This window comes from Streptomyces sp. NPDC026515, from assembly GCF_055567595.1.
This window is the reverse complement of the sequence record NZ_JBVHQD010000005.1, coordinates 340,553-353,721: the sequence shown is the minus strand read 5'-3', so window position 1 is coordinate 353,721 and position 13,169 is coordinate 340,553. Positions and strand designations below refer to the sequence as shown.

12 protein-coding genes are annotated in these 13,169 nt (G+C 72.0%); 6 read left to right on the top strand and 6 right to left on the bottom strand.

Translation table 11 applies throughout. The features are described 5' to 3' along the window. Positions 1 to 129 precede the first annotated feature (129 nt). Positions 130 to 1,428: a DUF6986 family protein gene (locus ACZ4O3_RS12450; RefSeq protein WP_467722110.1), complete on the top strand. Its 1,299-nt coding sequence runs from the start codon at positions 130 to 132 to the stop codon at positions 1,426 to 1,428. Between the two features lie 15 nt (positions 1,429 to 1,443). Here ACZ4O3_RS12450 and ACZ4O3_RS12445 read toward each other — a convergent pair whose 3' ends face one another. Further along, positions 1,444 to 2,235 (bottom strand): hypothetical protein, encoded by a 792-nt coding sequence (locus tag ACZ4O3_RS12445; protein ID WP_467722109.1) that lies wholly within the window; start codon positions 2,233 to 2,235, stop codon positions 1,444 to 1,446. Positions 2,236 to 2,242: 7 nt separating this feature from the next. Beyond that, positions 2,243 to 3,292: a LacI family DNA-binding transcriptional regulator gene (locus ACZ4O3_RS12440; protein ID WP_362731000.1), complete on the bottom strand. Its 1,050-nt coding sequence runs from the start codon at positions 3,290 to 3,292 to the stop codon at positions 2,243 to 2,245. Positions 3,293 to 3,513: 221 nt separating this feature from the next. On the opposite strand from ACZ4O3_RS12440, the gene ACZ4O3_RS12435 reads away from it, so the two are divergent. Beyond that, positions 3,514 to 4,470, top strand: coding sequence for an ROK family protein (locus ACZ4O3_RS12435; RefSeq protein WP_384995168.1), 957 nt, complete (start codon positions 3,514 to 3,516; stop codon positions 4,468 to 4,470). 84 nt (positions 4,471 to 4,554) lie between these two features. On the opposite strand, the gene ACZ4O3_RS12430 is transcribed toward ACZ4O3_RS12435, so the two are convergent. Next, entirely contained in the window at positions 4,555 to 6,573 is a 2,019-nt protein-coding gene (locus tag ACZ4O3_RS12430; protein WP_362718792.1) for an NPCBM/NEW2 domain-containing protein, read from the bottom strand. A gap of 414 nt (positions 6,574 to 6,987) precedes the next feature. Between ACZ4O3_RS12430 and ACZ4O3_RS12425 the strand changes: the two genes are divergently transcribed. From ACZ4O3_RS12425 to ACZ4O3_RS12415, 3 genes are all read left to right on the top strand, one after another. Next, a complete protein-coding gene (locus ACZ4O3_RS12425) occupies positions 6,988 to 7,185 on the top strand; it encodes a hypothetical protein (protein ID WP_467722108.1) in 198 nt (65 codons plus the stop codon). Between the two features lie 144 nt (positions 7,186 to 7,329). Beyond that, positions 7,330 to 8,370 (top strand): NUDIX hydrolase, encoded by a 1,041-nt coding sequence (locus tag ACZ4O3_RS12420; protein WP_362718798.1) that lies wholly within the window; start codon positions 7,330 to 7,332, stop codon positions 8,368 to 8,370. A gap of 257 nt (positions 8,371 to 8,627) precedes the next feature. Beyond that, complete coding sequence (locus ACZ4O3_RS12415; protein WP_467722107.1) at positions 8,628 to 8,873, top strand: hypothetical protein; 246 nt, start codon at positions 8,628 to 8,630, stop codon at positions 8,871 to 8,873. Here ACZ4O3_RS12415 and ACZ4O3_RS12410 read toward each other — a convergent pair. Beyond that, positions 8,855 to 9,577: an MBL fold metallo-hydrolase gene (locus ACZ4O3_RS12410; protein WP_362718804.1), complete on the bottom strand. Its 723-nt coding sequence runs from the start codon at positions 9,575 to 9,577 to the stop codon at positions 8,855 to 8,857. The two genes, ACZ4O3_RS12415 and ACZ4O3_RS12410, sit on opposite strands and share 19 nt — an antisense overlap. A gap of 61 nt (positions 9,578 to 9,638) precedes the next feature. Further along, complete coding sequence (locus ACZ4O3_RS12405) at positions 9,639 to 10,994, bottom strand: dipeptidase (protein WP_362718807.1); 1,356 nt, start codon at positions 10,992 to 10,994, stop codon at positions 9,639 to 9,641. A 237-nt stretch (positions 10,995 to 11,231) separates the two neighbouring features. On the opposite strand from ACZ4O3_RS12405, the gene ACZ4O3_RS12400 reads away from it, so the two are divergent. Next, positions 11,232 to 12,527, top strand: a complete 1,296-nt coding sequence (locus ACZ4O3_RS12400; protein WP_362718810.1) for a geranylgeranyl reductase family protein — start codon at positions 11,232 to 11,234, stop codon at positions 12,525 to 12,527. On the opposite strand, the gene ACZ4O3_RS12395 is transcribed toward ACZ4O3_RS12400, so the two are convergent. Further along, positions 12,517 to 12,966: a nitroreductase family deazaflavin-dependent oxidoreductase gene (locus ACZ4O3_RS12395; RefSeq protein WP_362718812.1), complete on the bottom strand. Its 450-nt coding sequence runs from the start codon at positions 12,964 to 12,966 to the stop codon at positions 12,517 to 12,519. The genes ACZ4O3_RS12400 and ACZ4O3_RS12395 overlap by 11 nt on opposite strands. Positions 12,967 to 13,169: the final 203 nt, after the last annotated feature.

Below are 13,169 nucleotides of genomic sequence, written 5' to 3'. Positions count from 1 at the left end.
TCACGCGTGAACATGCCCGGAGCGGGATGTGTCGCCCCGTGGACATGGTGTTGACCATCCCGAAGGGGCCCGGATAACTTCATTCAACGGATTGTTGATTCCGTACAGTGGAAAACAGGAGGGTGTGGGATGGGTCAGCAGGAGAAGGTGGCGACGAGTCTCGCGGGCGCCGTCAGCGAGGAGATCAGCGTCTCCCTCGCGCCGGTCGACGCCGAACTGGAGCGCCGCTACCCGGGCGACCCCGGCACCCGCCAGCCCGTCCACACCGTGTACGTCCCCGGTGACGCCTTCGCCGCCGACACCGTTCGCTCCTGGGGCGACCGGGCGCTGGCCGCGCTGGACGAACACGCCCCGGACGCCGCCTCCTTCGCCGCAGTCCTCGGTCTGTCCGAGGAACTCGCCGAGCCCGTCCACTCCCGGGTCCGCGCCAAACTGGAGCGCGAGCCGATCGAAGACCTGCGGGTCGACTTCGAGGACGGCTACGGACCCCGTCCCGACGCCGAGGAGGACGAGACGGCGGCCCGGGCGGCGCGGCTGATCGCCGAGGCGTACGCCGAGGGGACGGCGGCCCCGTACATGGGCATCCGGACGAAGTGCATGGAGGCCGCGGTGCGCGACCGGGGCATCCGCACCCTCGACATCTTCCTCACCGGGCTGATGGCGGCCGGCGGACTGCCCGCGGGTCTGGTGCTGACCCTGCCCAAGGTGACCTATCCCGAGCAGGTCACCGCGATGGTCCGGCTCCTGGAGGCCTTCGAGGAGGCGCACGGTCTGGAGACGGGCCGGATCGGCTTCGAGATCCAGATCGAGACCAGCCAGTCCATCCTCGCCACCGACGGCACCGCCACCGTCGCCCGGATGATCCAGGCCGCCGAGGGCCGCGCCACCGGACTGCACTACGGCACCTTCGACTACAGCGCCTGCCTCGGCGTCTCCGCCGCCTACCAGGCGAGCGACCACCCGGCGGCCGACCACGCCAAGGCGGTCATGCAGGTGGCGGCCGCGGGCACCGGCGTACGCGTGTCGGACGGTTCCACCAACGTGCTGCCGGTCGGCCCGACCGCGAAGGTGCACGACGCCTGGCGGCTGCACTACGGGCTCACCCGGCGCGCCCTGGCCCGCGCCTACTACCAGGGCTGGGACATGCACCCCGGTCACATCCCGACCCGGTACGCGGCCGTGTTCGCCTTCTACCGCGAGGGGTTCGAGCAGGCCGCCGCCCGGCTCGCCCGGTACGCCAACCGCACCGGTGGTGACGTCATGGACGAGCCCGCCACCGCCAAGGCCCTCGGCGGCTACCTGCTGCGCGGACTGGACTGCGGCGCCCTCGACATCGCCGAGGTGGCCCGGCTGACCGGTCTGACCCGGGCCGACCTGGAAGGCTTCGCGGCACCCCGGCGCGGCGATCTGACGGTCTCGGGCAACTGAGGCGCGGCGGCCGGGTCACCGAGGTGGTGACGACGAGCCGCTCTCAAGGCTCCCCGTTCGCTCTACCCGCAGGTACCGCTCCAGGCCCGACGGGACCGCCCACTTCCGCTCGGCGAACAGCCGGGTGCCCCGCCGGCACAGCTCGCCGTCGGCCCGCGCACGCGCGCAGAACTCCTCGGGCGTGCCACCGAACAGCTTCCGCAACTCGGCCGACTCCCCGAGGAGATCGGTCAGCAGGGCGCGCTCGCCGGGGTGGCGGCGGGGCGCTCCGGTGCCGTCGTGGAGGACGCCGTGGCGGTTGACGTAGGCGTGGACGCCGGGCAGCGCGGTGCCGTCCGCGAGCGTGACTCGCACGTGGGGGGCGGGCAGCCAGGCCCGGCCGAAGTTGCCGCCCGGCAGCGGTACGCCCTCGCTTGCGTCGATCACCTCCAGCTGCGGGCCGTCCAGCCAGACGACGAACAACTCCCGTACCGAGGTGGGGGAGCGCAGCGGGGACGCCGAGACATAGCCGAGGCGGCTGACGTGCGCGGAGACACCCACGTCCAGGCCGCTCACCCGGGTGCGCACCATGGGGATCGGTCCGCTCGTCCCGGACTCGGCCATCTTGTGCTGGAGTTGGGCGGGGGAGGCGTTGGAGCCGACCGCGAGGACCGGCACCCGGCCGTCGTCGTGCACCAGCCGTTCCAGCGGCAGCAGCCGGTCCCCGTCGAGGAGCGCGGAGTCGGCGGGCCAGGTGCCGGGGTAGGTCAGCGGGTGGTCGCGCGGTGCCTGGTCGAGGCCCAGTTCCGCGAGCGTACGGCCGGTCATCCGCCGCTCACTCCGAGGGCGGCAGCTCGCCCGAGCCGCGGGTGACCAGCCGGGTCGGCAGCTCGATGCGCTCCGGCGCCAGCAGCGTGCCGTCCAGCTGGCGGAAGAGCCGCTCGGCGGCCGTGCGGCCGAGCAGGGCCGCGTCCTGGGCGACGACCGTGAGGCCCGGGTGCAGCAGATCGGCCAGCTCGATGTCGTCGAAGCCCACGAGCGCGACCGGGCGGGGCAGTTCGGCCAGCACCCGGATCACCGTGACGGTCACCCGGTTGTTGCCCGCGAAGACCGCGGTGACCCGGCCGGGCCCGGTCAGCATGTCCTCCGCCGCCCGGCGCACCCGCTCCGGGTCCGTCACGCCGAGCGAGGTCCAGGCCGGCTCGACGGATATCCCGGCGTCCTCCATCGCCGCCCGGTAGCCGCGCAGCCGCTCGGCCGCCGTGTGGATCCGGGGCATGTCACCGATGAAGCCGATCCGGCGGTGGCCGTGCGCGATCAGATGGGCGACCCCGTCCCGGGCGCCGCCGTAGCTGTCGGACAGCACCACGTCGGCGTCGATCTTCCCGGCCGGGCGGTCCACGAACACCGTGGCCACGCCCGCCCTGATCTCCGGCTCCAGATAGCGGTGGTCGTCGCCGGCCGGGATCACCACCAGCCCGTCCACCCGCCGCGCGCACAGCGCGAGCGCCAACTCCTGTTCCCGGTCCGCGTCCTCGGCGCTGGAGCCGTTGATCAGCAGCGCGCCGTGGGCCCTGGCCACCTCCTCCACGGCACGGCTGAGCGGGCCGTAGAACGGGTCGGCCAGGTCCTCCAGGACGAGACCGATGCTCGCGGTGCGGCCCTTGCGCAGCACCCGCGCGCTGTCGTTGCGGCGGAAGCCGAGCGCGTCGATCGCCTCCTGGACCCGGCGCTCGGTGTCCGGGGTCACCCCGGGCTCGCCGTTGACCACCCGGCTCACCGTCTTCAGGCCGACACCGGCGCGCGCAGCCACGTCCTTCATCGTCGGCCGGGTCCCGTAACGGGAGCCGGGAAGACGGTCTGCGCGGCGGGAGGTATCGGGCACGATGCGGCGTCCTGTCCTGTCGTCCACGGTGGGATTCCTGTTGTCCACGGGGGATGCACAGGTCCATGGGTTCGTATGAGGATGTGGCGTCGAGCATAGAGCCTGGACAACGTTGTCAGATGCGAGGGAGACTGTCCACCGCAATCTCCGGCCCGCGACCCCACCGCTGGACGGCTGCCTTTCACTCGGCTACTCATGGTTGACGGGGAGATCTGACTCTGATGCACACCGACCTCGTGGCGGCCCTCGACATCGGCGGCACAAAGATCGCCGGCGCACTGGTGGACGGTCACGGACGGATCCAGGCGCGCTCCCAGCGTGCGACGCCCGCCCAGCAGGACGGCGAGACGGTCATGGGTGCCGTCGAGGAGGTGGTCGGCGAACTCGCCGGTTCACCCCTGTGGGGAAGGGCCGGCTCGCTCGGCATCGGCAGCGCGGGCCCGGTGGACGCCTCCGCCGGCACCGTGAGTCCGGTCAACGTGCCGGGCTGGCGGGACTTCCCGCTCGTCGAGCGGGTGCGGGCGGCCACCGGCGGGCTGCCGGTCGAACTGATCGGCGACGGCGTCGCCATCACGGCCGCCGAACACTGGCAGGGCGCGGCTCGCGGTCACGACAACGCGCTGTGCATGGTGGTGTCGACGGGCGTCGGCGGCGGCCTGGTGCTCGGCGGCAAGCTGCACCCCGGGCCGACCGGCAACGCGGGGCACATCGGCCACATCAGCGTCGACCTCGACGGGGACCCCTGCCCCTGCGGGTCACGCGGCTGCGTGGAACGCATCGCGAGCGGGCCCAACATCGCCCGGCGCGCCCTGGAGGGCGGCTGGCAGCCGGGGCCCGACGGCGACACCTCGGCCGCGGCGGTCGCGGACGCCGCCCGGACCGGTGACCCGGTCGCGGTGGCGTCCTTCGAGCGGGCCGCACAGGCGCTGGCGGCCGGAATCGCGGCCACCGCGACCCTGGTCGAGATCGACATCGCGGTGATCGGTGGCGGGGTGGGCAAGGCGGGGGACATCCTCTTCACGCCGTTGCGCAAGGCCCTCACCGACTACGCGACCCTCTCCTTCGTGCAGCGGCTGACGGTCGTGCCGGCCCAGATGGGCACGGACGCGGGTCTGGTGGGCGCCGCGGCGGCCGCCCTGGCACGACTGGGTACGGACGCGACGGCCGCGGGGGTCTGAGGCGGCCACGGGGCCCGGCAGTAACGTTCAGGCCCGGTCGGCCGGGGTTCAGGCCCGGCCGACCGGGCCGCTCGTGGACGGCCGTCAGCAGGTGATCCGCGCGGCCGCCCAGTCGCCGTGGTCGGAGGTGACGCCGTTCCCGCCGTCGGTGACGACGAGGCTGACCACCTCGGCGCCGCTGACGTCGGCGGTGAGCGGCTGAGCGGCCATCTCCGTGGTCAGCACGCCGGTGGAGGCGACCTTCGTGCCGTCCGCCCACACCTCGAAGGAGACGCTTCCGGCGGCGCCTTCCTCGTCGTCCACGCCGACCTCGGCGGTGACCCTCTCGCATGCCTTCCCGGTGTAGTAGTCGACCTGGCTCGGGGCATGGGCGCCGAGCCCCTTGGCGTACACCACCCCGGCGATGGTGATCGGATGCCCGTCGCCCGCGGCGGTCTCCCCGTTGCTGGTGTCGCGCTCCACGGGTCCCCAGCCGTTGTCGGCCGACAGCCAGGGAAGGTCGCTGAGATAGGAGCTTCCGGCGGGCGGCGGGTCCGCGACGGTCATGGTGATCGTCATCGTGGTCTCGGCGCGTGCTCCGGCCGGTGACCGGTAGGCGGCCCTGAGTTCGAGGTCGTACGACCCCTTCGGCGTCCCCGCGGGAGCGGTCACCCGCCAGCCGGTGCGCAGGGCGCGGCCCGTCGGCAGTGCCGTGGCCCGGGTCCGCGAGGTCGGCGTGAGGGTCCAGCCGCGGGGGCCGGTGAGCGCCACGGAGACCTTGCGTGCCGTCGTGCGGCCGAGGTCGGTGACCGAGGCGGTGAGTGCTGCCGTGCTGCCCGGCTCGATGAACCGGCTGCCGTTCAGGCCGAGTTCGACGGCCGGCGGGTTGGCTGCCCAGTGCCGGTCGGCGGCGACCCGGACCAGGGCCGTGCCGTGCGCCGGGACGACCGCGGAGATGGTGCCCGCGGTGTTGTAGCTCCGGTGCTGCCACAGGTCGCGCAGGGTGTAGGCGGGCGCCTTCGGGAGGCCGACCGCCGCCGCGGTGGTCGCGATGCGCTGGGGAGACCCGGACTCGTTGAAGAGGGCGACCGCGCGGCTGCCGTCCTTCATCTCCTTGGCGACGACCCAGCGTCCGCCCGCAGAGGAGAGCACCGTGCCCTGTTCGCCCAGCGGGTCCTGGTCGACGGCGATGACCTCCTTGTTGTCCAGGATGTCGAAGGTCGCCGGGGTGGCCTTGCGCAGGTCGGTGCCGATGAGCAGCGGGGCCGCCATCATCGACCACATCGAGAAGTGCGTGCGGTACTCGGTGTCGGTCATGCCGCCGTTGCCGACCTCCAGCATGTCCGGGTCGTTCCAGTGCCCGGGACCCGCGTAGGGCGCGAGGGGCAGGTTCTGCTTCAGGATCGAGACCATCGAGCCCCAGCTGTCACTGATGTCCCCGGTGGTGCGCCACAGTTGACCGACGTCCGACGCCCACTCCCAGGGCTTGTTCTCGCCCCATTCGCAGATGCTGTAGACGATGGGCCGGCCGGTGGCCCTCAGCGCGTCCCGCATGGTGAGGTAGCGCTGTCTGGCGTCCACGCCCTGATTGTTGCAGTTGTCGTACTTGAGGTAGTCGACACCCCAGTCGGCGAACTGCCGGGCGTCGCTGTACTCGTGGCCGAGGGCGCCGGGGAAGCCCGCGTCGTTGCAGGTCTTGGTGCCCGCGCTGGTGTAGATGCCGAGCTTGAGACCCTTGGCGTGCACGTAGTCGGCGACCGCCTTGATGCCGTGCGGGAACCGGGCCGGGTCCGGGACCAGCTTGCCGTCCGCGTCGCGGCTCGGCAGGGCCCAGCAGTCGTCGAGGTTGACGTACCGGTAGCCGGCGTCCTTGAGGCCCTTCGACACGAAGAGGTCCGCGATGCCCTCGACCATGGTCTCGTCGAAGTCCGCGCCGCAGTGCGTGGAGTTCCAGTTGTTGAAGCCCATCGGCGGGGTGAGGGCGAGACCGTCGGCCGGGGCGGCCGAGCCGGGCGCCCCGGCGCCGGCGGCCGCGGGCGCGGCGAGTCCCGCCGTACACAGAAGGGCCGCGGTCAGTGCTCCGACCACTCTTCGGCGGGTTGTGCGGGTGTGAGGGTGACGCATCGTTACGTTCCTCCGACTCGCGAAAGGTGGGATAGCGGTGGGTGGGCGTCATCGGTGCGCGCTTATGGTAGGAGCTGTTCGGCTGTGTTGGAAGGGGAGTGGCGAAGGTTGCTTTGCCGGCTCTACTGGCCCGGTTGTCCCGCTGGTTGAGGCGGAGAGGCTTTGATGTCCGTTGGGTTGTGTTGAATGGTGACGTCGCGAGAGACTGTGAGGTGCCTGAGGGCGGCCTGTGGGGTCTGCGGGGCGCCGCAGCGCCGGACATCCGATGTCCTGCCCAACGGGATCTGCTGCTGGGGCGGCCGAGGCGGCCGGCCGCGCCACTGCGGTCAGGCGGGCCACTTCAGCTCCCGTGCCGCGTTGCTCCCTCGGTGGGTCCACCCGTGACCCCTGGCCGCCGGCGAAGTTGAAAGGGGCATGAAGAAGCGCAGCATGCTCGCCATCGCCAGCCTGGCCACCGGATTCGTCGTGGCCGCCATCACCCCGTCGCACGCCGCAACCGCCTCCGGCGGTCCGCTCGACGACCTGTTCGTCTCGGACACCCTGGAGCACGTCGGCCACCTCGTGGGCGAGGACAGCCTCAAGGCCGATCAGGACTTCCTGGGCCGGCGGTAGTCCGGCGGGGCCGGAGCGATCGGCGGTGCCGGTGTTCCCCCAAGGGGCACCGGCACTCCGTTCTGCGCGCCCTCAACGGGAACTGGTTTCCGTGGCAGTGTGGAACGGGCAAGCCTCAGGGGGCCAACAGAAGAGGGGGAGTCCGTGATCGTCTGGGTCAACGGCGCGTTCGGTGCGGGCAAGAGCACCACCGCACGTGAACTGATCGAACTGATCCCGAACAGCACGCTCTTCGACCCCGAGGTCATCGGCGGGGCGCTGACACACCTGCTGCCGGCCAAGCACCTCGCCGAGACCGGCGACTTCCAGGATCTGCCGATCTGGCGCCGGCTGGTGATCGACACCGCGGCGGCGATGCTGGCCGAGCTGGGCGGGACCCTGGTGGTTCCGATGACGTTGTTGCGCCAGGAGTACCGCGACGAGATCTTCGGCGGTCTCGCGGCCCGCCGGATCGCCGTCCGGCACCTGTGTCTCACCCCGGCCGAAACGATCCTGCGCGAGCGGATAGCCGGCCGGGAGATCCCGCCCGACCTGCCGGACGGCGAGATACGCGTCCGGCAGTGGTCCTACGACCGGATCGAGCCCTACCGCGCCGCCCTCGCCGCCTGGATCGGCGCCGACGCCCATCTCGTGGACACCAGCGCCCTCACCCCCTACGAGACGGCCGTGTACATCGCCGAGGCCGTCGGCACCGGTGCCGCGACCGTCTGCGAGATCGTGCAGACCCCGGAACCCACCGCCGAGACCCTCGCGGCCGGAGTGCTCCTCTTCGACGAGCGGGACCGTGTCCTGCTGGTCGACCCCACCTACAAGGCCGGCTGGGAGTTCCCCGGCGGTGTCGTCGAGCCCGGTGAGGCCCCCGCGCAGGCGGGCGTGCGTGAGGTCGAGGAGGAGACCGGGATACGGCTGGAGAAGGTGCCGAGACTGCTGGTCGTCGACTGGGAGCAGCCCGTACCGCCCCGCTACGGAGGCCTGCGGCTGCTCTTCGACGGCGGCCGGCTGGACTCCGCCGAGGCCGGGCGGCTGGTGCTGCCGGGGCCCGAACTGCGCGGCTGGCGCTTCGTCACCGAACAGGAGGCCGCGGAGATGCTGCCCCCGGTGCGCTACGAACGGCTGCGCTGGGCGCTGCGGGCACGCGAGCGCGGTGCCGCGCTCTATCTGGAGGCCGGCGTCCCGGTCGGTTGACAGTCTCTGATGATCTGTCAAACAGGTCTGATCTCACGTGAGTTGACGCACGCACCGCCCCGTCCCGGGCTTGTGTGGGGGACTTTGCGTGGGGCGGAAGGTTCCGAGGGACAACCGAGGGTGAGTCGATGCCGTCCCGGTATGAACAGGTACGTGGAGGAGGTACACGGGCGTTCTAACGTCGGTGCGCAGCTCAACTTCCTCGCGGCCGTCGTCCGCCGTGCACAGGCCGGACATCCACCGGTCGAAGGAGGGACATGCGCGCGCACTCTTCGGCCCCCACAAGGGGACTCGCACTTGCCGCCGGGCTCATCCTGGCGCTCGCCGCCTGCAGCAGCGGTGGCGGTGGTGGCGGCGACAAGGGAACCTCGGCCGGTCTCGCCCCCTGCTCCAGTCAGGGCAGGGCGGACACCTGCAACTCCGGTGACACCAAGGCCGGCGGCACGTCCACCCACGTCATCGGGAAGAACATCCAGCCCCATGGTCACCACGGCGACCCGTAGGTGTCCGCGGATTTCCGCAGCGCCCCGCAGGCGCCCGCGGTCACCGGATCGCCGTGTCCGAAGCAGGCCGCCTCGGCCCGCAGAGCAGCCAGCCGCCGGAAGGACGCGAGGGCTTGGTTCCGGTCGAGGTTGAACACCCCGGGCATCACCGAGCCGGTGTCCGGCGCGGCCGCCGCCGCGTCCCCGGTGAACAGCAGCTCCTGCGAGGGGAGATGCAGGGCGATACTGCCGTGGGTATGACCCGGGACGTGCACGACGCGGGCGCCGCCGCCGAAGTCCAGGACGTCACCGTCGGACAACTCCGTCACCAGGTCCGGACGGGCCGGCTCACCGACGGGCAGCCGCTTCGCGGCCGCGGCGTGGACCGGCAGTTCCCACTCCTCGAGCACCGGGGGCGGCCCCGGGAGGTCGCCCCGTATCACCGGCGCGTCCAGACGGTGGGCCAGCACCTCGGCGCCGCTGAGGGCGGCGAACTCGGCAGCCCCGCCGACGTGATCCTCGTGGAAATGGGTGAGGACGATCCGCCGTACCGACGAAGGGGACCGCCCCAGCGCGGTGAGCGCGTCGGCGACGGGCCTGCCGGAGCCGAGCGGGCCGGCGTCGATCAGGGTCGAGACGCCGGTGTCCGGGTCGTGCCACAGGTAGGCCTGGCCGACGGGGAAGCGCAGCAGGTGCAGCCGGGGGAACAGCTCGATGACGTCCATGGCCCGACCGTAGGAGGACCCCCGTCCGCGGACGAGGGTCCTCTGCCGAGGGCAGAGCGGTTCAGCCCGCCGCGTAGTTCCGCAGGAACAGCGCCTCCGCCACCGACAGGCGCTCCAGCTCCTCGGGCGACACGCTCTCGTCGACCGCGTGGATCTGCGCCTCCGGCTCGCTCAGCCCGATCAGCAGGATCTCGGCGTCCGGGTACAGGCTCGCCAGGGTGTTGCACAGCGGGATGGAGCCGCCCTGGCCGGCGTACTGCATCGTCTCGCCCGGATAGGCGACCGACATCGCGTCGGCCATCGCCTGGTACGCCGGGCTGGTGGTGTCGGCGCGGAACGCCTGGCCCTGGCCGACGGCCTCGGTCCGCACCCGGGCACCCCATGGCGTGTGCGCCTCCAGGTGGGCCTGCAGCAGCTTGCTCGCCTCGGCCGCGTCCACGCCCGGCGGCACCCGCAGGCTGACCAGGGCACGGGCGCTCGCCTGGACCGACGGGGTGGCGCCGACCACCGGCGGGCAGTCGATGCCGAGCACCGTGACCGCCGGACGCGCCCAGATGCGGTCCGCGACCGAGCCGTCACCGATCAGGCCGACGCCGTCCAGCACCTTGGCGTCCGTGCGGAACTGCTCCTCGGCGTACTCCAGCCCCTCCCAGCCCGACTCCGGCGCGAGCCCGTCGACCGTCGTCGAACCGTCCTCGGCGCGCAGCGAGTCCAGTACCCGGATCAGCGCGGCAAGCGCGTCCGGGGCGGCACCGCCGAACTGCCCGGAGTGCAGATTGCCCTGGAGGGTGTCGATCTGGACCCGGAGCATGGCCATGCCGCGCAGGGTCGTGGTCACCGTGGGCAGGCCGACACGGAAGTTGCCCGTGTCGCCGATCACGATCGTGTCCGCCGTCAGCAGGCCGGGGTGCTGTTCGGCGTACCGCTCCAGACCGCCGGTGCCCATCTCCTCCGAGCCCTCGGCGATCACCTTGACGTGGACCGGGACGCCACCGTTCGCCTTCAGCGCCCGCAGCGCGAGCAGGTGCATGATCACGCCGCCCTTGCAGTCGGCGGCACCGCGTCCGTACCAGCGGCCGTCCCGCTCGGTCAGCTCGAAGGGCGGGCTGGTCCAGGCGGCCTCGTCCAGCGGCGGCTGCACATCGTAGTGCGCGTACAGCAGGACCGTTTTGGCACCCTCCGGCCCAGGCAGGTAGCCGTACACCGACTGGGTGCCGTCCGGGGTGTCCAGCACGGCGACGTCCACGAAGTCCTCGGCGCGCAGCGCGTCGGCGACCCAGTTCGCGGCGCCCTCGCTCTCGCTCCTCGGGAACTGGGCGAAGTCCGCCACCGACTTGAAGGCCACCAGCTCGGCGAGCTCCGCCCTCGCCCTGGGCAGCAGGGCGGCGACGGTCTCGGCGACCGGATTGGACGACATGGGCACGCTCCTCGTGGGTGCGACGTTGAACTGGTGAGTGGAGTGATCCTCCCACAGCGGCCTGCGGCGATCTCCGCCGTAGGATGCGGGGGGACAGGTGATGGGTGCCCGGCTGCGGACGGGCAGGTCCCGGCCCGCGGGCCGGGACGGCGCCCACGGCTTGACCACGGCCCCTACGGCCGGACACGGCATACGGCTTTTACGGCTTCTACGGCTTGATCGGAGCAGCGGACCATCGTGAGCGGTGAGAATTCCTCGGCGGACGACATGCAGCGGGTGTGGGACGTCGTCGTGGTGGGCGCGGGACCCGCAGGGGCCTCGGCGGCCTACGCGGCGGCGGTCGCGGGACGGCGCGTGCTGTTGCTGGAGAAAGCCGAGCTGCCCCGGTACAAGACCTGCGGCGGCGGCATCATCGGACCCTCGCGCGACTCGCTCCCGCCCGGCTTCGAGCTGCCCCTCAAGGACCGGGTGCACGCGGTCACCTTCTCCAACAACGGCCGGTTCACCCGCACCCGCCGTTCCAAGCAGATGATGTTCGGGCTGATCAACCGGCCCGAGTTCGACCAGCAGCTGGTCGAGCACGCCCAGAAGGCGGGTGCCGAACTGCGCACCGGCGCCGCCGTGCAGCGCGTCGAGCAGCACGGCTCGGCCGTCCCCGACCGGCGCACGGTCGCCGTGGTCCTCCAGGGCGGCGAGACCGTGCTGGCCCACGCGGTGGTCGGTGCCGACGGCAGTGCGAGCCGGATAGGCGCCCACGTCGGCGTGAAGGTCGACCAGGTGGACCTCGGCCTGGAGGCGGAGATCCCGGTGCCGGAGACGGTCGCCGAGGACTGGAAGGGGCGGGTGCTCATCGACTGGGGCCCGATGCCCGGCAGTTACGGCTGGGTCTTCCCCAAGGGCGACACCCTGACCGTCGGCGTGATCTCGGCACGGGGCGAAGGCGCGGCGACCAAGCGCTACTTGGAGGACTTCATCGCCCGGCTCGGCCTCGCCGGCTTCGAACCGAGCATCTCCTCGGGCCACCTGACCCGCTGCCGCGCCGACGACTCACCGCTGTCGCGGGGCCGGGTGCTGGTGTGCGGTGACGCGGCGGGCCTGCTGGAGCCGTGGACCCGCGAGGGCATCTCCTTCGCGCTGCGCTCCGGACGGCTTGCGGGGGAGTGGGCGGTGCGCATCGCCGAGGCCCACGACGCCGTGGACACCCGCCGTCAGGCGCTGAACTACGCCTTCGCCGTCAAGGCCGGCCTCGGCGTCGAGATGAGCGTCGGCAAGCGGATGCTGGCGGTGTTCGAGCGCAGGCCCGGCCTGTTCCACGCGGCCCTGACCGGCTTCCGCCCCGCCTGGCGCGCCTTCAAGGAGATCACCCAGGGCCGGACCTCGCTCGGCGAACTCGTCCGCTCCCACCCGCTGGCCCAGCGCGCCCTCACCACACTGGCTCCGGAGCCGGTCGCCGCGCAGCGGGCCGCCGACGCCGAGGCGGACGAGACGGACGACGTGGACGACCCGAACACGGAGGGCTCGGTCACTTCGTGACGGCGATCCGGAAGACCGGGTGGTCCGGAGCGATGCGGCGCAGGTCGGCGTCCGGAGAGTCGGGGCCGACCCCGTTGAAGAAGACGCCGACCTCGGCCTTCCAGCGCTTCAGGTAGGCCCGCAGCAGCTCGACCTTGTCGTCGTCGGCGACCTCGGTGGCGGTGAAGACGTCCACGTTCTTGCCGAGCCGCAGTTCGCCGCCGCCGGCGGCGCGCATGTTGTGGGTCCACTGGACGTGGCCGCGCGGCGCGAGCAGATACTGCTGTCCGTCCACCGTCAGCAGGTTCACGGGGGTGGTCCGCCATTCCCCGCTCTTGCGTCCGCGGACGGCGAGCACGCGGGAGCCCCAGATGCTGATGCCGCGCCCGGTGAGCGAGGCCACGGCCCGGTTGAAGACCTTGACGGTGAACCAGCCGGGCTTCTGAACATGTGTCGACACGGTGACCCCCACCATTTGGGAGAGCGGTGCTCTCGCTTGACTTCAGTGTGGGGGAGATCGGCGGCCCAAAGCAAGAGCAGTGCTCTCTTTTTTGTGCGGTGCACTTGTTTGGGATCGGTGCACTGAAGGAGGTGCGGTGCTCCAGTTCGAGTGCACTGCTCCAAAATGTGTGCACCGCTCTGCCCGCGTGGCAGACTGCTCTC

Coding starts and splice junctions, on each gene's coding strand:
- ACZ4O3_RS12450 (WP_467722110.1), top strand. CDS start 130: ATGGGTCAGCAGGAGAAGGTGGCGACGAGTCTCGCGGGCGCCGTCAGC.
- ACZ4O3_RS12445 (WP_467722109.1), bottom strand. CDS start 2,235: ATGACCGGCCGTACGCTCGCGGAACTGGGCCTCGACCAGGCACCGCGC.
- ACZ4O3_RS12435 (WP_384995168.1), top strand. CDS start 3,514: ATGCACACCGACCTCGTGGCGGCCCTCGACATCGGCGGCACAAAGATC.
- ACZ4O3_RS12430 (WP_362718792.1), bottom strand. CDS start 6,573: ATGCGTCACCCTCACACCCGCACAACCCGCCGAAGAGTGGTCGGAGCA.
- ACZ4O3_RS12425 (WP_467722108.1), top strand. CDS start 6,988: ATGAAGAAGCGCAGCATGCTCGCCATCGCCAGCCTGGCCACCGGATTC.
- ACZ4O3_RS12415 (WP_467722107.1), top strand. CDS start 8,628: ATGCGCGCGCACTCTTCGGCCCCCACAAGGGGACTCGCACTTGCCGCC.
- ACZ4O3_RS12410 (WP_362718804.1), bottom strand. CDS start 9,577: ATGGACGTCATCGAGCTGTTCCCCCGGCTGCACCTGCTGCGCTTCCCC.
- ACZ4O3_RS12405 (WP_362718807.1), bottom strand. CDS start 10,994: ATGTCGTCCAATCCGGTCGCCGAGACCGTCGCCGCCCTGCTGCCCAGG.